The sequence below is a fragment of the Acinetobacter sp. ANC 4216 genome (assembly GCF_004331195.1).
Taxonomy (GTDB): Bacteria; Pseudomonadota; Gammaproteobacteria; order Pseudomonadales; family Moraxellaceae; genus Acinetobacter; species Acinetobacter kookii.
This window is the reverse complement of sequence record NZ_SJOC01000011.1, coordinates 62462-83095: the sequence shown is the minus strand read 5'-3', so window position 1 is coordinate 83095 and position 20634 is coordinate 62462. Positions and strand designations below refer to the sequence as shown.

Annotated in this window: 19 protein-coding genes; 8 read left to right on the top strand and 11 right to left on the bottom strand. The window is 44.8% G+C overall.

Annotated elements, in window-relative coordinates; translation table 11 throughout:
• Positions 1–260 precede the first annotated feature (260 nt).
• Positions 261–1451, top strand: coding sequence for a 2-methylaconitate cis-trans isomerase PrpF (gene prpF, locus E0H88_RS10500; protein ID WP_131274122.1), 1191 nt, complete (start codon positions 261–263; stop codon positions 1449–1451).
• A gap of 219 nt (positions 1452–1670) precedes the next feature.
• Positions 1671–2579, top strand: coding sequence for a polyprenyl synthetase family protein (locus E0H88_RS10495; protein ID WP_092819780.1), 909 nt, complete (start codon positions 1671–1673; stop codon positions 2577–2579).
• 81 nt (positions 2580–2660) lie between these two features.
• On the opposite strand, the gene putP is transcribed toward E0H88_RS10495, so the two are convergent.
• The 5 genes from putP to E0H88_RS10470 all read right to left on the bottom strand — a co-directional run bounded on the left by putP (position 2661) and on the right by E0H88_RS10470 (position 7381).
• Positions 2661–4151, bottom strand: a complete 1491-nt coding sequence (gene putP / locus E0H88_RS10490) for a sodium/proline symporter PutP (protein ID WP_131274121.1) — start codon at positions 4149–4151, stop codon at positions 2661–2663.
• 181 nt (positions 4152–4332) lie between these two features.
• The gene (locus tag E0H88_RS10485; RefSeq protein ID WP_092819778.1) at positions 4333–5187 is read right to left on the bottom strand and encodes an SPFH domain-containing protein; all 855 of its coding nucleotides are present in this window, start codon (positions 5185–5187) and stop codon (positions 4333–4335) included.
• Between the two features lie 14 nt (positions 5188–5201).
• The gene (locus E0H88_RS10480; RefSeq protein WP_131274120.1) at positions 5202–5675 is read right to left on the bottom strand and encodes an NfeD family protein; all 474 of its coding nucleotides are present in this window, start codon (positions 5673–5675) and stop codon (positions 5202–5204) included.
• 98 nt (positions 5676–5773) lie between these two features.
• Positions 5774–6691 (bottom strand): patatin-like phospholipase family protein, encoded by a 918-nt coding sequence (locus E0H88_RS10475; RefSeq protein ID WP_131274119.1) that lies wholly within the window; start codon positions 6689–6691, stop codon positions 5774–5776.
• Positions 6692–6754: 63 nt separating this feature from the next.
• A complete protein-coding gene (locus E0H88_RS10470; protein WP_131274118.1) occupies positions 6755–7381 on the bottom strand; it encodes a 1-acyl-sn-glycerol-3-phosphate acyltransferase in 627 nt (208 codons plus the stop codon).
• Between the two features lie 146 nt (positions 7382–7527).
• On the opposite strand from E0H88_RS10470, the gene E0H88_RS10465 reads away from it, so the two are divergent.
• The 5 genes from E0H88_RS10465 (at position 7528) to E0H88_RS10445 (ending at position 13853) form a co-directional block, all read left to right on the top strand.
• Positions 7528–8787 (top strand): MFS transporter, encoded by a 1260-nt coding sequence (locus E0H88_RS10465; RefSeq protein ID WP_131274117.1) that lies wholly within the window; start codon positions 7528–7530, stop codon positions 8785–8787.
• A 118-nt stretch (positions 8788–8905) separates the two neighbouring features.
• A complete protein-coding gene (locus tag E0H88_RS10460) occupies positions 8906–10021 on the top strand; it encodes a porin (protein ID WP_131274116.1) in 1116 nt (371 codons plus the stop codon).
• A 127-nt stretch (positions 10022–10148) separates the two neighbouring features.
• Positions 10149–11816: a phosphoethanolamine transferase gene (locus E0H88_RS10455; RefSeq protein WP_131274115.1), complete on the top strand. Its 1668-nt coding sequence runs from the start codon at positions 10149–10151 to the stop codon at positions 11814–11816.
• A gap of 9 nt (positions 11817–11825) precedes the next feature.
• Positions 11826–12503: a response regulator transcription factor gene (locus E0H88_RS10450; RefSeq protein ID WP_092819771.1), complete on the top strand. Its 678-nt coding sequence runs from the start codon at positions 11826–11828 to the stop codon at positions 12501–12503.
• Between the two features lie 39 nt (positions 12504–12542).
• The gene (locus E0H88_RS10445; RefSeq protein WP_131274114.1) at positions 12543–13853 is read left to right on the top strand and encodes an ATP-binding protein; all 1311 of its coding nucleotides are present in this window, start codon (positions 12543–12545) and stop codon (positions 13851–13853) included.
• Positions 13854–13884: 31 nt separating this feature from the next.
• Here the strand turns inward: E0H88_RS10445 and E0H88_RS10440 are convergent, their stop codons facing one another.
• The gene (locus tag E0H88_RS10440) at positions 13885–14586 is read right to left on the bottom strand and encodes a phosphatase PAP2 family protein (protein WP_131274113.1); all 702 of its coding nucleotides are present in this window, start codon (positions 14584–14586) and stop codon (positions 13885–13887) included.
• A 209-nt stretch (positions 14587–14795) separates the two neighbouring features.
• Here E0H88_RS10440 and E0H88_RS10435 point away from each other — a divergent pair, with 209 nt between their 5' ends.
• On the top strand, positions 14796–15479 hold the full coding sequence (locus tag E0H88_RS10435; protein ID WP_131274112.1) for an HAD family hydrolase: 684 nt from the start codon (positions 14796–14798) through the stop codon (positions 15477–15479).
• 110 nt (positions 15480–15589) lie between these two features.
• Here E0H88_RS10435 and E0H88_RS10430 read toward each other — a convergent pair whose 3' ends face one another.
• From E0H88_RS10430 to E0H88_RS10410, 5 genes are all read right to left on the bottom strand, one after another.
• Positions 15590–16777 carry an ammonium transporter gene (locus E0H88_RS10430; protein ID WP_131274111.1) on the bottom strand — a complete coding sequence of 396 codons (1188 nt, stop codon included), beginning with the start codon at positions 16775–16777 and terminating at the stop codon, positions 15590–15592.
• A 438-nt stretch (positions 16778–17215) separates the two neighbouring features.
• On the bottom strand, positions 17216–17941 hold the full coding sequence (locus tag E0H88_RS10425) for an amino acid ABC transporter ATP-binding protein (RefSeq protein WP_171458688.1): 726 nt from the start codon (positions 17939–17941) through the stop codon (positions 17216–17218).
• A gap of 14 nt (positions 17942–17955) precedes the next feature.
• A complete protein-coding gene (locus E0H88_RS10420; RefSeq protein WP_092819765.1) occupies positions 17956–18639 on the bottom strand; it encodes an ABC transporter permease subunit in 684 nt (227 codons plus the stop codon).
• Positions 18639–19382 (bottom strand): amino acid ABC transporter permease, encoded by a 744-nt coding sequence (locus E0H88_RS10415; RefSeq protein ID WP_131274109.1) that lies wholly within the window; start codon positions 19380–19382, stop codon positions 18639–18641. Before E0H88_RS10415 ends, E0H88_RS10420 begins: the two co-directional genes overlap by 1 nt.
• 71 nt (positions 19383–19453) lie before the next feature.
• On the bottom strand, positions 19454–20395 hold the full coding sequence (locus E0H88_RS10410) for a transporter substrate-binding domain-containing protein (protein WP_131274108.1): 942 nt from the start codon (positions 20393–20395) through the stop codon (positions 19454–19456).
• Between the last annotated feature and the right edge of the window lie 239 nt (positions 20396–20634).

Below are 20634 nucleotides of genomic sequence, written 5' to 3'. Positions count from 1 at the left end.
AAGCCTAGTACAGGGCCAGGAGGGAGGTTGTTAAAAAATAATCACAAAAAACATATTTTATATATTTTGATTTCGAATCAAGGAATTAATTTTATTTTTTATTACATAAAATAAAATGATGTTAATGATAAAAAAAAGTTTGATATCCGTTTTTTATACTTAAGTCAAGAAAGCATCTATTTCATCAAAAAATCGCTATGATACTTTTTAGCATTTTGCTGAAGATGTACAACAATGATAAATGAAAGGATAAAAGAGAAATGAGTTTTGCTCCACAAATCAAGATTCCAGCAACCTATATGCGTGGCGGTACCAGTAAAGGTGTGTTCTTCAAACTGGATGACTTGCCGCAAGCTGCACAGCAGGCTGGAAAAGTGCGTGATCAGTTATTGCTGCGAGTAATTGGAAGTCCTGATCCATACGGCAAGCAGATTGATGGCATGGGTGGAGCAACTTCAAGTACCAGTAAAACCGTGATTTTGGCTAAAAGTACCCAGCCAGATCATGATGTCGATTATTTATTTGGACAGGTTTCGATTGATCAGCCTTTTGTGGACTGGAGCGGAAACTGCGGTAACTTGACGGCTGCAGTCGGCTCATTTGCCATTTCCAACGGCTTGGTAAATGCAGAACGTATTCCTGAAAATGGCATTTGTACAGTCCGTATCTGGCAAGCCAATATTCAAAAAACCATTATTGCCCATGTGCCTATCACCAATGGACAGGTGCAGGAAACCGGTGATTTTGAACTGGATGGGGTGACTTTCCCGGCAGCTGAAGTTGCTATTGAATTTCTGGACCCGGCTGATGATGGTGAAGAGGGCGGAGCCATGTTCCCGACGGGGAATGTCGTGGATACCCTGGAAGTGCCGGAAATCGGAACTTTCCAGGCCACCTTTATTAATGCCGGTATTCCGACCATTTTTTTAAATGCAGAAGATATTGGCTATGAGGGTACAGAATTACAGGATGCCATTAATGGTGATGCCCAAGCTCTGGCACGTTTTGAAACCATCCGGGCTTATGGCGCCAAACAGATGGGTCTGATTCAGGATATTTCCGAAGCAGAAAAGCGCCAACATACCCCTAAAATAGCTTTTGTATCGAAACCTAAAGCGTATACATCTTCAAGCGGTAAAGACATTCAAACCACTGATGTCGATTTGCTGGTTCGCGCCTTGTCGATGGGCAAACTGCATCATGCCATGATGGGCACGGCTGCGGTGGCGATCGGTACGGCAGCTGCGATTCCTGGAACCCTGGTCAATCTGGCAGCAGGTGGCGGAGTACGTGAAGCAGTACGCTTCGGGCATCCATCTGGTACTTTAAGAGTTGGCGCACAAGCTGTTCAGGAAAATGGGCAGTGGGTAGTCAAAAAAGCGGTCATGAGCCGCAGTGCACGGGTACTGATGGAAGGCTGGGTTCGAATTCCGGAAGATAGCTTGAAATAGCAAACAAGATAGAGAATCTTGCGAGAAAGCAGTATCATGCTGCTTGTCATTGATCAATAAGTTAGTCTGGTTCAAGCTTAAACGATGATGACGGTTCAATTCTCATGTAGATGAGGAATCGCAAGTTCTCTGTCGAAGGTGACAAGAGCGTTGTATATTAGATCGGGGACATTTTTAATTTTCCCGATCTATTCCCCAAGCAAAGTATTCGAGGCGAATGTGTCATCTTTAACTGACGTGCAAGCAAATGCATTAACTCAAGCACAGCAACGTATTCAACAAGATTTATTAACGGCATTAGACGCATTTTCCATACCGGAGCCGCTTAAAGGGGCTGTGTATCATGCGGTCATGCTGGGCGGAAAACGGGTACGTCCTGCACTTTGTTATGCCACCGCTGCTTTAAAACCGAATGCAAATTTTGCTGCCGTACGCCGTGCTGCAGTCGCCATTGAAATGATTCACTGTTATTCACTGGCCCACGATGATTTACCCTGTATGGATAATGATTCCTTGCGTCGTGGTCAACCGACCTGTCATGTCGCTTTTGGGGAAGATACGGCATTACTGGCAGGGGATATCTTGCAGTCGATGGCCTTTGAAATCTTGGGTAGCCGTCTGTTTGACCAGGGCCCGGCAGTTGCTCCGGCCATTGTTTTAAAACAGATGCAAATTCTGGCCACTGCCAGCTCGAAAATGGTCTGTGGTCAGGTGCTGGATTTGCAGGCTGAAGGCAAGCGTGTGGATCAGGATGCTCTGGAAAATATTCACCGTAATAAAACTGGTGCCCTGATTTCCGCGGCAGTGATGATAGCAGCCGTGACCGTATTTGAAGGTACAGATCCTGCCATTCCTAAACTGCGTGAATATGCGCAAGCGATTGGACTGGCCTTCCAGGTGCAGGATGACATTCTGGATATTATTTCCGATACGGCAGTACTGGGGAAAACTGCGGGCAAGGATGAGCAAGTGGATAAATCGACGTATCCTGCACTGATGGGGCTGGAAAAAGCTCAAGCCTATGCCAAGGAGCTGCATGACCAGGCCTTTAATGCTTTGGAGATGTTTGCTGAAGATGCAGCTGAACTGAACCAGATTTCAGAATTTTTATTGGCGCGTAAAAGCTAAAAATAATGTAAATTCATCAAAATTGAATCAAAAAAAGAGGACTTAAAGTCCTCTTTTTTTTACGCGCTTAGACTGTAAAAATTATTTAGATGCTTTATACAGGCGGTCACCTTCATCGAAACGGGTGGTCACTTCAGCAGAAGGGGCTTTACCCAGCAGGCTGACCACGACAATGGCAATGATTGAAGCAATGAAGCCCGGAATAATTTCATAAACACCGGTATCGCCCAACAGGTTTTTCCATAGAATGACCACCACGGCTCCGACCAGCATACCGGCAAGTGCGCCATTTAAAGTCATACGACGCCAGAACAAGGACAGAATAATCAGTGGACCAAAAGCGGCACCAAAGCCCGCCCATGCATAAGCGACTAAACCAAGTACCTTGGATTCAGGGTTTCCAGCCATCCAGATAGCAAGCAGGGCAATTAGTAAAACCATGAGACGGCCAATCCAGACCAGTTCGGTTTGTGATGCATTTTTACGCAGGAAGGATTTATAAAAATCTTCAGTTAAGGTACTTGAACACACTAAAAGCTGGCAGCTCAGGGTACTCATCACTGCAGCCAAAATGGCGGCAAGAACAATACCGGCAATCCAAGGATTGAACAAGATTTTGGTCAGCTCCATAAATACGGTTTCAGGATTGGTTGTCACCGCACCAGCCAGTTCCGGATGCTGCTGGAAGTAGGCAATGCCGAAGAAACCTGCTGCCACTGCACCACCCAGGCATAAAGTCATCCAGGCCATACCAATACGGCGTGCATTGGGAATGGATTTCACCGAATCCGCTGCCATAAAACGCACCAGAATATGTGGTTGACCAAAATAACCAAAGCCCCAGGCAAGCAGGGACATAATCGCCACAAAGCTTAAATCCCCCATGACATTCATGGCTTGTGGACGTGCTGCCTCAAGTGCCAAGGTCATTTGAGACAGGTCCGAGAAACTCAAAATGGTCACAATAGGGGTCAGTAATAGAGCAAAAATCATCAATGTCGCCTGAATGGTATCGGTCCAGCTGACCGCGAGGAAGCCACCGATAAAAACATAACTGATGGTGGCAATCGCACTGATCCAAAGCGCCGTGCTATAGGACAGGCCAAACATGTTTTCAAACAGGCGCGCACCGGCCACCATGCCTGAAGCACAGTAAATAGCAAAGAAAATCAAAATGATGAAAGCTGATGCCACTCGCAAGATTTTCTTCTGGTCGTTAAAACGGTTGGAAAAATAGTCTGGCAAGGTCAGGGCATTGTGCTGCACTTCGGTGTGTACACGTAACCGTCCGGCAACCAGCAGCCAGTTAAGCCATGCACCAATAATCAGGCCAATGGCAATCCACATTTCAGATAAACCTGAAAGATAAATTGCGCCAGGAAGGCCCATCAGCAGCCAGCCACTCATGTCTGAAGCACCGGCAGAGAGCGCCGTCACGAAACTACCTAAACGACGACCTCCCAAAATGTAATCAGAGAAATTGGCTGTCGCGCGATAAGCCAGAAGGCCAATCGCGACCATGGCGACAATATAAAAAAGAAAGGTAATTAAGGTCGGATTCAGGGAGCTCATACGGTATCCATTTACACGGTGGACAGTAGATCGAAACACAGGCTTTTAAAGAACAAGCACAAATAATTTCAAAAAAATAACGCGAAATTTAACCATAGATTAAAAAAAATTGCAGATTTTTTCGTGGCGGAAATAAAAATAGACAGCCTTTGCTGTCTATTTTTCAAGTTAAAAGAATAGGTTACTGATTGCGTCCCATCACTCCACGGATGGTATGCAGGATGTCGGCAGGCAACACCACAGTTTTGGCATTGTTGGACTTCGACATGTCCTGCATGGCTTTGACATATTGTTCACCAAGCAAATAAGCAACTGGAATTTCCTTATCACCCACGGCTGAAGTCACCATCTCAATGGCTTTTTGTGAGGCTTCAGCCAAGACGACTTGTGCTTCTGCATCACGGCGTGAAGCTTCCAGACGACCATCGGCCTCTAAAATGGCGGCCTGTTTTTCACCATCTGCCTTGGTCACGGTAGCGCGACGCTGACGCTCGGCAGCCGCTTGTGCTTCCATTGCAGCCTGCATGGTAGATGAGGGTTGAATATCCTGAATTTCCACGGTTTTCAGGGTAATGCCCCAATCGGAAATATCATCGGAAATGGCGGCTTTCAGTTTTGCTTTAATGTGATCACGTGAGGATAGCGCATCATCCAGATCCATTTCACCGACAATTGAACGTAGTGAAGTTTGCACCAGGTTCTGAATGGCCCAAGTATAGTTTTCAATGCCGTAAACCGCTTTTTCCGGGGTAGTGATATTAATGTAGGCCACTGCATTCATCAGCAGTACCGCATTGTCACGGGTAATCACTTCCTGCGAAGGAATATCCAGCACGATATCTTTGGTGGTGACTTTATAAGCCACTTCATCAATATAGGGAATCACAAAGCTCAGGCCGGGAGCCAGAGTGGTATGGTATTTACCTAGACGTTGCACAATCCATTTATAACCCTGCGGGACAATGCGCACCCCTTTAAAAATGGTCACCCCGGCAAAAACCAGCAGCGCCAAAACAATAATTGTTCCACCAGACATGTTATTTCCTCAGTTTATATATTTTCGTTATTGGGATTATGGGGTTTAACCACCAGATCATTACCCGAAATTTCGACCACGCGAACCCGGTCTCCAACGTGTACCGGCGCTAAAGTACGGCAATTCCATTCATCTGAACCCAACACAGGCATTGGAAAACGTACCTTAATCAGGTCATGTTGCAAATGGATTTGAATCACCATGCCGACCTGACCGATCGTGGCTTCACGGGATAATCCGGCTTTGGTTTTATCAATGGAAAGCGGTTTGATAAACTTGAACCACAACAAGGTGCATAGCACAGACAGGATAATCCAGGTGACAATCTGGGTGGTGAAACCCATCATCGGAAACATCCAGTATAAAACCCCGACCATAATGGCACCGATACCAAACCATAAGGCAGCAAAAGCGGGCAGGGCCAATTCGGAGAGCATGAGTAAAACACCCAATACAAACCAGTGCCAAGGTTCCAGAACAAATTCCATACATCTACTCGTGTATTGTAAAAATTGATATAGACGACTAAGCGTTTATATCAATTTAGCAGATGAATAAGTCTTTGAATATTAAAAAAGCATAATTTTTAAATTCTGGATTTTGGCGCAGGTTTAAACGCCGCGGGTGACTTTTTAAAATCGCTAATCGCCTTATCAATCGAGATAATTTTCAGCTGGGCCGCTTTTTCACCTTCCAGAATGGATTCGTGACTGGCTTTTAAATCCAGCGTGCCTAAATGTCCCACTTTAGGCTGAATGATTACATGGGCCTGATTCAGTTCTTCATTAATACTTTGCTGACCCATAATATTAATGGTCTGGTCCAGCAGACCCCACATGTTCATCGGTTTATTGCCGGCCGGACGTGCCGAAATATCCACGGCAATAACAATATCGGCCCCCATGGCCTTTGCGGTTTTCACCGGAATCGGACTGACCAGCCCCCCATCAACATACTGTTTCCCGCCAATCGTGGCAGGAACAAACACATTCGGAATACTGCAGGAAGCACGCACGGCCTGACCGGCATTGCCTTTAATAAATTCAGCTTTAGTGCCGGTGTCCAGACGGGTTGCAACAGCGGCAAAGCGAATCGGAAATTGTTCAATCGGTTTATTGGCAATGTGCTTGTTCACGTAATTCTGCAATTTTTGACCCTGCACCACACCTTGGCTGTTGAAGGTTAAATCACGGATATCCGATTCTTTTAACGTCAGTGCAATTTGCTGTAGTTGATAGGGTGTTTTACCACTGGCATAAATGCTGCCGACAAAACTGCCTGCACTGGTCCCGGTCACGATTTTAGGTTTAATGCCATGCGATTCTAAAACTTTCAGCACCCCGATATGGGCAAATCCTTTGGCACCGCCACCCCCGAGCGCAATGGCAACCACAGGTTCACGGGCCTTGATGGTTGTGGTTTGTGGTGGTGTTTTGGTGGTTTTATCACAGCCAATCAGGCTCAGCCCAAGTAAGCCAATACAGGAATAGTGTGCAAGTTTCATGGTTGAAATTGAACATCAAATAGACAAGGTTGCACACATCACAGCAAATAATTTTATGTTTGGCTAGTTGTTTTTTAAACGATTTTGTAAAGGCTTGGCTAACCAGCCCGGATTTTTGGGAGAAAATTTTCCGTTATAGTGATCCAGAATTTGTTCTACATCCTGTTCATAATTTCCTGTGGGCTGAAACACGCCCAGGCAGTGTATCGCCTTGTTTTTATAATCCAGTGAAAACATCACAATCGGGATATGGGCACCCACGGCAATGCGGTAAAAACCACTTCTAAACGATTCAGCCTGTTTGCGCGTTCCTTCCGGTGCCATACCGACCCAGATCTGCTGCTGCGTATTGATGAAGTCGATAATTTGCTGAGTCGTGCCTTGCTGGATACTGCGATTGACCGGAATCACGCCAATCCATTCCAGTAAGGGTTTCAGCGGGGTGTTGAATAAGGTATGTTTGCCAAAAACCGTGATCTTGATACCCAGCCCAAGCAGTGCTGCAAAACCATGCCAGGCATCAATATTCGAGGTATGCGGAGAAATAATGGCGACCGCTTTCGGCAGGTTGGGAAATTCACCTTCAAAACTCCAGCCTTGAGCCAGAAATAATTTTTTGAAAATATTTCGGCTTAAGTGACCACTACGGGCAGGCACTTGATCGGGCAAGGTCGGAAAGTGTTGAGTCATGGTGCTGTATGGAATTTCCCGGCAAATCTATAGACTTTTAAATATGTTAAGCTTTTGTAAAATAAGATTCATTGGCAAAATGTAAAGCATCATTCAGCTTGCCTGATCAAAATAGTCAATCCGGTTTTTGACCCTAAGGGCACACTATGCCGAGTACACGTAACATCTATCTATTGTTGTTCTCTTTATATTGGGCCCAAGGTTTACCCGTCGGTTTTATGACCCATGCTTTACCGGTGATTTTACGTGCCCAAGGGGTATCGCTGGCACATATTGGCGGTTTTGGCTTATTGATGTTGCCCTGGTCGATTAAAATTTTCTGGGCGCCCTGGGTTGACCGTTTTGGCCATTACCGTAGCTGGATTATTCCGACCCAGTTGTTGAGTGTGCTGGTACTGGCTGGCTTGTCTTTCCTCCCGATTCAGGCTTTAAACCAGCCTGAGTATTTACTGGTCTTTTTTATTGCCTTACTGAGCATGAATCTGGTCGGTGCCACCCAGGATATTGCCACCGATGGCCTGGCGGTCAATCTGCTGAACAGTCAGCAGCAACATTGGGGCAATACCTTTCAGGTCATTGGCTCCCGACTGGGCTTTATTGTCGGTGGAGGGGCCATTTTATGGGCACTGGACTGGCTGGACTGGCAAAGCACATTTTTAATTTTGGCGGGACTGGTGCTGCTGAATACTTTACCCATTTTATGGTTGAAGGAACCGCAAAAATTAAAGCATACGCCGTCCCGAGTTAAAGCAGAAACGTTTCGCTGGCAAAAAATAAAAGATTATCTGGCTTATTTTTATCAAGAGCAAAGTCTTGCTGCATGGTTAGCCGTTCTTATCACCTTTAAAATTGCCGATGGTTTAGCCGGGCCTTTGCTGAAACCCTTAATGGTGGATTTAGGTCTGACATTTTCCCAGATTGGCCTTTATGTGACCATGCTGGGCGCTGTGGCTGCACTCATCGGTGCAGGGCTGGCAGGGTTCAGCCTGAAGTATGTTTCGCGTGAACATGCCTTAGTCGGTTTTTCTATTTTGAAAATTTTCAGTCTGGCTGCCTATGCCTGGCTAGCCGTTCAATATGAGGCACAAGATCCTATTGAAACCTGGCTGATCTATCTGATTAATGCCGCTGAAGACATGATTTCTGCCATGCTGTTGGTGGTGATGCTGACTTTGGTGATGCAATACAGCCGCAAACATTTGGCAGGAACAGATTTCACTTTTCAGGTGGCGTTGATGGCCACCGTGAGCGGGGGGCTGTATAGCCTAAGCGGGATTTTTGCCGATCGTTTAGGCTATGGAAATTATCTCATCATTATTACTTTGATTGCGGTTTTATGTTTGTGGACAATTTTCCGATGGATAAAATATTTTAAACAATGTAATAAAAACTTAACAAATCAATAATTTGACTATTTGATAAGGCTAAATTATTAAAAATTATATATAAATATAAAATTAATGATTTTGTAACATAAATCCTTTGTGTATGATTTGTTACAAAATAAACCAATGGACTATTGAAATGAAAACCAAATTAGCAGCAGCGATTGCATTAAGTCTACTGGCTGCACCAACTTTTGCAGCGCCAACTCTTTATGGGGAAATTGATGCAAGTATTGATTACTTGCCAGAAGACAATGCCAATACTTCGGATAAAGATGTAGTAGAAGTCAGTTCTAACAGCTCTTTCATTGGTTTAAAAGGTGAAGAAAAACTGTCTGAACGTTTAAATGCAGTTTATGCGATTGAGTGGGGTCTCAGTGCAGATGGTGATAGTACGGACTGGACTACGCGTAACCGTTTTGTTGGTTTAAAAGATGCTCAGCTCGGTACTTTAAAAGTGGGTGCACATGATACTCCGCTTAAACAGCTTTCAAGCCCAGTTGATACATTCAATAACTATGTAGCAAACAAGGCTGATGTTACAGGGATTATGACTGGTGAAGCCCGTATATCGAATGCGGTTATTTATGAATCTCCGGCAATTGCCTTGCCTACAGGTGCCATTAAAGTAAATGCATTATTGGCTTCTGGCGAAGCTTCAGGCATTGCGAAGGGTAACGGCGCCTCTAAAACTGCCGGGCGTGGTTTAGGCGACGCATGGTCTGCATCTGTAGTATATGACAGCCCTGTGGTTGTGGCGGGTATTGCGTATGACAAAGCAATTCCAAGTAATTTTGGCGGCCGTGGTATTGTGAACGCAGCGACACCTGAGGTTACTGCAGCAGCAGCCGGAAGTGCATTTGCAGCAGCAAATACGCTTCGTGCTATTGGTCGTGTAAATATTGATGGTGGTTTGGCATTAAAAGCACTTTATCAAACTTCTGAAGTAGAAGATGCAGCCGGCAATGAGCTAGCCGCAGCAGATATTGATGATTCACAAGGCTGGTTGTTGGGTGCAGAATATAATCTGCCGACAGCTAAGGCTTGGACAGTAAAAGCGCAATATAGCCAAAATACAACCAGCTTTAAATCAGCAAAATCAGATTTTGATGCGCAACAGATTTTTGTCGGTGCCGACTATGCATTTAACAAACAGGTGAAAGCTTATGGTTATGCAGGTTACTTGACTCTTGAACAAGGTGATCTTGAAACCAAACAACCTGTAGTGGGTACAGGATTGGAATATAAATTCTAATCTGTCAGTTGTTGTATTCTAAAAGGCGATGTTTAACATCGCCTTTTTTATTACTTTTTTTATATTAAGTGAATTTTAAGTTTGGTATTTTAGATTAAGGCATCAGTAAAAAGATTAACCCAAAGTCATGTCAAATATCATCAGTCCCATACGCGATAAGATAAAGCCGATTTCATTAAGCCAGTTTAATGTGTTGCTGGCGATCTGGCTGGGCGCGATTTTAAATTTTGCATTTTTTCAGAAAATCCAGAGTTTGACTCCATACCAGGGTCCGAAAGCCTATCTGTTTTTAATGGCAACGGTACTGGTGATTGTGGCTGCCTATAACCTGATTTTTCAGCTGATCCAGTGGAAATGGAATGCCAAAATCTTTGCCTCCATCTTTTTGGTGGTGGGCGGTTTTACGGCATATTTTGTCAATAGTCTTGGCGTGGTCATTTCCCCCGAGCAAATTCAAAACATGATGCAAACCGATGCCCGTGAGGTCGGCGATTTACTATCTCTACAGTTTGTATTGTGGACAGCTGCTTTTGTTGTGTTTCCTCTCCTTTTTATCAGTCTGGTTCGGATTAAAGCTGAATCTTTGCCTTGCAAAATCATTAAAAAGCTGTTGAATGGCGTTGCTTCGTTGCTGCTGATCGGGGCTCTATTATTTGTTTTTTATGTTGATTATGCTGCAATTTTTCGGGAACATCGTGATTTGAAAGGCATGATTTCTCCACAAAATGCCATCGCATCGACCCTATCGTATTACCACAAATCGGCACCTAAAAAGAATTTGCCTTTAATTCAATATGGGGAAGATGCTCATTTGCTTCAGCCAGTCAATGAGCAGGCCAAACCGAAGCTCATGGTGTTGGTAGTGGGTGAAACAGCCCGTGCAGAAAGTTTCTCATTGAATGGCTATGCCAAAAATACCAATCCTGAACTCTCTAAACTGGACATTATCAATTTCAGTCAGGTGAGTTCATGCGGTACTGCAACCGCCGTGTCGGTACCCTGCATGTTCTCCGGCATGCCGCGTGAAGATTATGACGAACAGCTGGCCAGTCACCGTGAAGGACTGCTCGATATCGCACAGCGTGCCGGCTATAAAGTGACCTGGATGGATAATAACTCGGGTTGTAAAGGTGCCTGTGACCGGGTTGAACAGTATCAGATTCCGCAACCGCTCAAAGATAAATGGTGTGCGAAAGATGGGGACTGTTATGATGAAATTCTGGTGGACAGTTTAAAAAGCTATCTGGCTGCAATTCCTGAAACCGACAAGACCCCACGTTTAATTGTTTTGCATCAGATGGGCAGTCACGGACCTGCTTATTATCAGCGTTCCAAAGCACCCTTCCAGCCTTTTAAGCCGAGTTGCGATAGCAATGCAATTCAAGGGTGTAGCCGTACAGAACTGTTGAATAGCTATGATAATTCGATTGTATATACCGACCATGTTTTAAGTTCACTCATTCAGGTATTAAAAGGCAATAGTGCTTATCAAACCGGATTCTGGTATCTGTCCGATCATGGTGAATCGACAGGAGAACATGGCTTGTATTTACATGGTTCACCTTATGCGATTGCGCCGACCCAACAAACCCATGTTCCCATGCTGATGTGGTTTTCTCCTGAATGGACTGCACAAAATTCTGCGCAAATTACTTGCTTAACCAAGCAAAAAAGCAAAGAATTAAGTCAGGATAACCTGTTCCCGAGTCTGTTAAGTTTACTGGATGTGAAAACCCAAACCATTGATGAACAAAAAAATATGTTGCAGCAATGTCAGTCAACAAAGAAGGTATGAGTTTAAAGCATGGCTAAAATATTGATCATTGAAGATGATTTCATGATTGCTGAATCCAGCATGACTTTGCTGAAATATCAGCAATTTGATGTGGAATGGGTCAACAACGGAATTGACGGTTTAAAAAAACTCATACAGGAAAAGTTTGATATCGTCCTGCTTGATCTGGGCCTGCCGATGATGGATGGCATGCAGGTGCTGAAACAGATTCGCCAGCAGTGGCCCGCTTTGCCTGTACTGATTATTTCAGCACGGGATCAACTGCAAAACCGGGTGGATGGATTGAACAGCGGGGCAGATGACTATCTGATCAAGCCCTATGAGTTTGATGAACTGTTGGCCCGTATCCATGCTTTGTTGCGTCGTAGCGGGGCAGAGTCTGCGCTGCAGGACAACCCGCAAATTTTAAGTTATGGCGAACTCACGCTGGATGTCGAACAGCACATTGCCAAGTTCAAGGGGCAATATATTGACCTGTCCAATCGTGAATGGGCAATTCTGATTCCCTTGGTCAGTCATCCGAACAAGATATTTTCTAAAGCCAATCTAGAAGATAAATTGTATGATCTGGATAGCGAAGTCAGCAGCAATACCATTGAAGTGTATGTGCATCATTTACGTGCCAAACTCGGTAAAGATTTCATTTGCACCATTCGCGGCTTAGGTTACCGACTGGGACAATTATAAATCAGACAACCATAAAATCAGCTAGAAGGTCAGCCACTGGTGCAGTCACAGTATTCATTAAAAAAACGCCTGATTATTTATGTTTCGGTTTTTAGTATTGCCCTGGGCTGCTTGCTGATTTTTTCTGCTTACCGCATTGCACTACAAGAAATTAATGAAGTCTTAGATGCGCAGATGCAGAATCTGGCAGAACGCGTCGCGCAGCATGATCCTGAACCGGTGCAAAGCCAGTTTGATCAGGCTAAGCATTATCATGAAGAAGACCTGTTTGTCGATGTCTGGTCTTATGCAAATGCAGAACATAAAACCCATGCCCTGAATTTGTTGGTGCATCCTGTGAAAAAAGCAGGATTTTATACCCATAAAACGGCACAAGGGGTTTGGCATACTTACATTTTGCCTTTAGAGCATTACCAGATTCAGGTGAGCCAGCAGCAATCGACACGGCAGCATTTGGCCCTGGAACTTGCCGGCAGTATGTTTATTCCTTATTTACTGTTCATGCCCTTTATCATCTGGGGACTGAGCTGGATTATTAGCCGCAGCCTGCAGCCTCTGGATGACTTTAAAGCAGAATTGGCACAACGTGGTTCGGAAGAGTTAAGTCCCATTGAGTCGAATACTTATCCCCTTGAAATTGTGCCGACCATTATGGAAATGAATCATCTGTTTGAACGGATTTTCTCTGCACAGCAGGAACAGCGGCAGTTTATTGCCGATGCAGCACATGAGCTTCGAACGCCTATCACTGCATTAAATTTACAGATGCAGATTCTGTTAAAGCAGTTTCCAGATGCTCAGGAACTACAGAATCTAAGCAAAGGATTAATCCGGATTCAGCATTTGGTCAGCCAGCTGCTGAGTCTGGCAAAACAGGATGCTTCAATTCTGGAGGTCGAAACCAAACAGCAGTTTTTACTGAATCAGGTCGCAGTAAATTGCGTAGAACAGCTCGTTCATCTGGCCATGCAAAAAGAAATTGACTTGGGTATGGAACGTCAGGAAGACGTGCTGCTGCATTGCCAGGAATCAGCGGTACATTCCATTATTTATAACCTGATTGATAACGCAATTAAATACACGCCCAATCAGGGGGTGATTAATGTATCGGTATTTGAGCAGGCGGGTTTTGCCATGATTCAGGTGGAAGACAGTGGACCCGGAATTTCTCCCGAACTGTATGAGCAAATTCTTAAGCGTTTTTATCGTGTCCATCATCACCTGGAAATAGGCAGTGGTCTGGGGCTGTCTATTGTGGATAAAGCCACAGAACGGCTCGGCGGCAAGCTTTCATTTTCCACGAGTGCAAGCCTGGGTGGCTTGCAGGTTAATGTGCAATTGCCACTCTAGCAGATCACTTTTCTCAGATGGGTGTGAGCAGTTAAACTTTCTCGGCTGCTTTATCCATGCTTTGGCCTGGTGCAAATCTTTGATAATTGAGTAGATAAAAACTCACGTTAACGAGCCAGATAATCCATGCCGTCCATAAATTATGGCTGAGAAAATGTGCCCCGCGCATCATTTGCGCCCAGCCCATGGCAAAACCTAAAATAAGCCCCGAAACCAGAAAAAAATAGGCCCGCTTTTTATCGGAAAGCCTGAATACAAAAAAACCCGCCATCAGTGCAAAGCCGGTAGATGCATGTCCGCCCGGGAAACAGTGGCCTTTAGTGGCAGAAAAATCCCAGAAAAAACCTTGATGGGTCGGAATGGTGATATTCCAGGGGCAGGCATGGGCAGACTGCGATTTTAACAGGCCAATAATCGAGGTGGACAGGATGACCAGCCCAAAGAAATAACCATAGGTCCAGCGTAAAGCTTTGACTTTCTCAAACTTGAACGATGCCAGCCAGATCATTAAAAAGCCGACATATACTGCAATAATCAGATTTTTGACATAACGATGGTTCAGTTCAGCTAAATACCAGTTGTCACGTAACAGGAATTTCCCGGATTCACTGACCCAGGGATGAATCAGCGCCAGATCCAGCGCGCCCCCGATCGGAAAGAAAACCAAAAGCAGGCAGAAACTGATGATGAGAAAACAGCCCTGATAGAGCATGAAGCGTTGCTGATCGTGCATAGTAAAGATGAATTGATTTTAGTGCTGCGATTACAGCAATAAAAACTTAATCCAGACTTAAGCGCGCTTGAATCGGTGGGGAAAATCGCTGCAAAGGTATCGTGTTAAGTATGATGTTGGATTAAATGCTGATAAGCATATCCAGGAAAGAGCATAATGATATAAAGCTTCAATGCTACATTAGCGGCAAGATTTGTATAGGTATTCAAATGACTATTCGTGCTGTTTTATTCGACCTGGATAATACCTTAACCCATCGTGATCAAAGTATTCTGGCGTATAGCCAATATCTGGCACAGACCTATCAGCAGCAGTTACAGCATGACGCAACTGGCCAAATTCAGGCGATTATCCGTCGCATTGATAATGGCGGCTACCCGAAAAAAGAATTGCTTACCCATTCCAGTATTGCCGCGTCTGTGGCTTATGCCTTGCAGCAGGAATTAACCTGGAAAAGCATACCTGAACTGGATGAGCTGACCCAGTTCTGGTTTCAGCAATTTGGCTTATCTGCAGTGGCCATGCAGGGTGCCAGTCAGCTCTTAACTGAATTAAAACAACAAGGTTATCAGCTGGCTGTTGTTTCTAATGGTGGTCATGCCACCCGTTTAACCATTTTACAGGGTTTGGGTTTTAGTCATTATTTTGACGCAATCGTCAGTTCGGAACGGGTCGGCATCAGTAAACCGAATCCGGAAATTTTTCTCTATACCAGCCAGAAGTTGGCCGTTGCACCAGAACATTGCCTTTTTGTGGGCGATCATCCGGTGAATGATGTGCAAGGGGCAATCCGTGCCGGAATGAATGCCTTATGGCTACAGGGTTTTCATGAAGTTCAGGATCAGCCCATAAATCGCATTCAAAGTCTGGCGGAAATTAAGCAGTTTTTATAATCCCTCGTACTCATTTATTGGGTCAGGCTAAAGCCCCCAGATAGAAAAAGAAAAAAAAGCGACTTTTTAAACTCGCTATTAAAATCATGATTCATTTTAAACCATCAGCTTTAAAAAATGGTTTCTTCTGAATTGGCAGAAATTTTATGAATGGATAAATCGGCACCACGGAATTCGTCTTCCTGTGATAAACGGATGCCCATGATGGCTTTCAGCGAACCGTAAACCACCAGACCGCCTGCAAGTGCAACAGAGATTGCGATTAAGGTCCCGATGATTTGCGAGATCATGGATACACCGCCTAAACCGCCGAGCCATTGCTGTCCGAAAATTCCGACTGCCAGACCGCCAAAGGTGCCGCATACGCCGTGTAATGGCCACACACCAAGCACATCATCCACTTTCAGTTTGTTTTGGGTGTAAGTGAACAGTTTGACAAAAATGATTCCGGCAATGCCGCCAATAATCAGTGCACCGACTGGGTGAACCACATCCGAACCTGCACAGATGGCAACCAGACCGGCCAAAGGACCATTGTGCAGGAAGCCCGGGTCATTCTTGCCCATGAAGTTGGCTGCAATGGTACCACCGACCATCGCCATCAGTGAGTTTATGGCAACCAGCCCAGAAATGGCATCCAGACGTTGTGCACTCATCACGTTAAAACCGAACCAGCCGACAATTAAAATCCATGAGCCAAGTGCCAGAAACGGAATGGAAGATGGCGGGTGTGCGCTGACGCGACCATCTTTTTTATAACGGCCATAACGCGCACCCAGTAAAATTACAGCCACCAGTGCAATCCAGCCGCCCATGGCATGCACCACTACAGAACCGGCAAAATCATGGAAAGCTGCCCCAAAGGTTTTGGTTAGCCAGCCTTGTAATCCCAAGTTGCCATTCCAGGCGATGCCTTCAAAAAATGGGTAGACCAAGGCAACCAGTAATAAAGTGGCAATGGCTTGAGAACGCATTTTGGCCCGTTCAGCAATACCGCCGGAAATAATGGCAGGAATGGCTGCAGCAAAGGTCAGCAGAAAGAAGCAGCGCATCAGGTTATAGCCATGATCTGCGGCCAAGGTTGCCCCGATGTGGAAAAAATGTTCCCCATAAGCAATATAGTAGCCGACAAAAAAGTAGGCGATGGCAGAGATGGAAAAATCTGTCAAAATTTTACTCAGGGCATTGACCTGATTTTTATGTCGTACAGTGCCCAGTTCCAGGAATGCAAAACCTGCATGCATGGCTAAAACTAAAACCGCACCAAGAAGGAGAAAGAGTAAATCTATATTTTGCATTTTATGGCTCCATTTTAGTGCTTAAAATCACAAAAAGAAGATCAGTATAACCATGTGATTGTTTTCGTGAAGATGGTCGAAATGGGGAAATTTTGATTAAGGCGGAGAAAAAAAACACAAGACTCGATATAAAGCAATCACTTGCTGAAAAGCAAGGAGTCTGCACTGCTATGGTGCAACATTATTTAATTTAAATTATAAATAAACATATGATAATTGAATAAAATTTAAGAATTTTAAAGAAGTTATTTTTAAGGAGTTTTTATAGCACTGAATAGTGGCAAGTTTAGCCCGATAAAAATTTAAGTGCGCGCATTGCTCATTATGAACAAGAAATGAAAAAAATATTTAAAGCTGGGCCGATTTGGTTCAGTTTTAGGAGTTGATCATAAAAAAACCAAGCCGCAGGCACAGGGCTTGGTTAAATTACACACTATTTTAGTGCAAGATTTTATTCAGGAACTGCTGAGCGCGATCACCGCGTTGGGTGTTAAAGAATTCATCCTTGGTGCAATCCTCAACAATTTTCCCCTGATCCATAAAGATCACTCGGTTAGCCACCTGGCGGGCGAAACCCATTTCGTGAGTCACGCACATCATAGTCATGCCTTCTTTGGCCAGTTCGACCATGACATCAAGCACTTCATTAATCATTTCCGGATCCAGTGCAGAAGTAGGCTCATCAAACAGCATCGCAATCGGGTCCATGCTTAAGGCACGGGCAATCGCAACGCGCTGTTGCTGACCGCCGGAAAGCTGTGCAGGAAATTTAGAAGCATGTGCGCTGAGGCCAACACGGTCTAAATAAGCCAGCCCTTTTTTCTTGGCTTCGGCTTCAGAACGCCCCAATACTTTGACTTGGGCAATGGTCAGGTTTTCGGTAATGCTCAAATGTGGGAACAGCTCAAAATGCTGGAACACCATACCCACACGGCTGCGCAGTTTGGTCAGGTCGGTTTTGGGGTCCTTGATGGAAATCCCGTCCACAATGATATTGCCTTGCTGGAACGGTTCCAGTCCATTTACGGTTTTAATCAGGGTCGATTTACCTGAACCTGAAGGCCCGCACACCACCACCACTTCACCTTGGTGAATCTGGGTGGTACAGTCGGTCAATACCTGAAAATCTTTGTACCATTTACTGACATTCTGCAGGTCAATCATCACTTTACCATCAGTCATACAGTTAACTTCCTTTGTAATTTTTTAACGGCATAGGTCGCGATCATACTCACAGTGAAGTACACCAAACCTGCAAATAAAATATATTGGGTCAATAGCGACATCAGGTCGCCACGGACATAGTTGGTCCGGAAAAAGTCCAGCAAACCAATCGCATAAACCATGGTGGAATCCTGAAACAGGATAATAGTCTGTTGTAACAGCAGCGGTGTCATTTTACGGAAGGCCTGCGGCAGAATGATCAGCCGCATGGACTGGCCGTAACTCATGCCAAGGGCATAGGCGGCTGCGGTCTGACCTTTAGGAATGGACTGAATTCCAGCCCGGACAATTTCCGAAAAGTAAGCCGCTTCAAACAGCATAAAGGCCACGATACTCGACACCAAAGCGGTATCAATGGTCAGGTAATTCCCCGTGACTGCGGTATAGATAAATGGCACCGCAAAATAGAACCACATCAGTACCAACAGCAAAGGGATGGAGCGAAACAGATTGACATAGCCTTGCGCAAATAAATTCAGGACTTTAAAGGAAGACAGGCGCATTAAAGCCAGCAGGGTACCAATCAAAATACCGCCGATGGTGGCACTGAACACCACTTTCAAGGTAATGCTCAAACCATGCCACAAGGCAGGAGCAGACAATTGTAAGTCATTTAAAAATGCAGTGAGCCATTCCATTATTTATCTCCTGCAATCAGACCGGGAACACGTAAGCGTTTTTCCAGCATATTCATTGCCTGAATTAAACAGAAGTTAATCACAATGAAGATGATGGTCACATAGGTATAAATTTCGATGGTGTTCTGGGTATATTCACTGATGGTTTTCATCTGGGAAATAATTTCTGCCACACCGACCAGGGATGCCACCGAAGTATTTTTGACACAGTTGGTCAGCTCGGAACTTAGTGGCGGTAAAATCATGCGGAAGGATTGCGGCAGAATGACATAACGGTAAAGCTGAGCAGTTGTAAAGCCCATGGCATAACCGGCATTCACCTGACCGACCGGCAAGGCTTCAATTCCGGTACGCACCTGTTCACAGACCCGTGCTGCGGTAAATAGCCCCAAACCGACACTGGCTGAAATCAGGGCCGTGGTATTGGCACCCAGATCATTCATCCACCATAATTTAATCGGCGCGGGTAAAAAGTTGGGAACTACATAAAACCAGATAAACAATTGAATGAGCAGGGGAACATTACGAAACAGGGTGACATAAGCGGTACCTATACCCCGTGCGGTTTTACTGGGTAATGTGCGCATGATACCCAGTATGCTGCCCAGAACCATCGCAATGCTCCAGGCCACAATGGCAATCACCAGCAGCCAGCCCAGCCCGGTCACAATCCAGTTCAGGTAGGTCGTGTCACCTACACCGGTAGACTGTAATAAAACTCCCCAGTTCCAACTATAATTCATAGTAACTCCTGAGTAGCATCAGGCAAAAAAGTCCTTTTTCTGCCTGATGGATAAAGTTGTTGTTCTAATGCTTATTGGTCACGATCATGCGGATTGCTGATTAAAGCCTTCAACTGATCGGACATCTGGAAGTTCAGATTAATATTTTTCGGTGGAATCGGCTGCTGGAACCATTTTTCATACATCTTGTTGATTTCACCAGAGCTATAGGTGGCCTTAATAGCATCATCCACGACCTGTTTAAAGCCGGTATCGCCTTTACGCAGCATACAGCCGTAAATTTCATGGATGGGTGCAGTTCCGACAATTTCCCATTTATTCGGATCAGCCGCCTTGGATTTTTCACCGGCAAGCAAGATGTCATCCATCATAAATGCCGCCGCACGGCCATTTTGCAGCATCAGGAATGATTCTGCATGGTCTTTGGCCGAAATGATTTCGCCAATGCCCAATTCCTGCTGATGCTGACGGATATAGCGTTCCGATGTCGTCCCCGCTGTGGTGACCAGTTTTTTACCTTTCAGGTCGGCAAAATCTTTCACTCCGGAATCTTTTGCCGTCAGCAAACGGGAGCCGACTTCAAAGAAACCGACCGAGAAATCGACCTGTTGCTGACGTTCCTTGTTGTTGGTGGTTGAGCCACATTCCAGATCTACCGTACCGTTTGATACCAGCGGAATCCGGTTTTGGCTGGTCACCAGGTTATAGCGAATTTTTAAATCCGGCATGTTCAGCTTTTTCTTCACCGCTTCTACAACTTTTAACTGTAAATCGTGTGCATATCCCACCGGCTGATTCGGATTATCGGCAATATAGGAGAATGGAATGGAAGAGTCGCGATAGCCCAGCACAATGGTGCCAGACTTTTTAATTTTATCCAGCGTACCTGAAGCAGAGGCATCTCCACCGGCAGGCTTTTCAGAGGATGGAGCTTTATTGTCACTACACGCACTCAGACCGAGCATGAGTGTGCTTGCGCAAAGTAAAGAGGTGATATTACGTTTATATGTCATGTATAAAACTCCTTTTTATATCCTTATCATCAAGTGCCAAGTTGCCCATAGAAAGCCACTTATTTTTTTATGCAAAAGATGTTTTCTTTTCTGTCTATAAGTACATCAGTTTTCATCTTAAGCGAGTTTTGAAGGATTGCTCAAGCAAATTTTTTTACCGTTTTGTTACCAATAAATGACTATGAAATAAATGTTTTTTTGGTCAAAGCCTCTTAACACGGAGCCTTAACTGCAGCAGG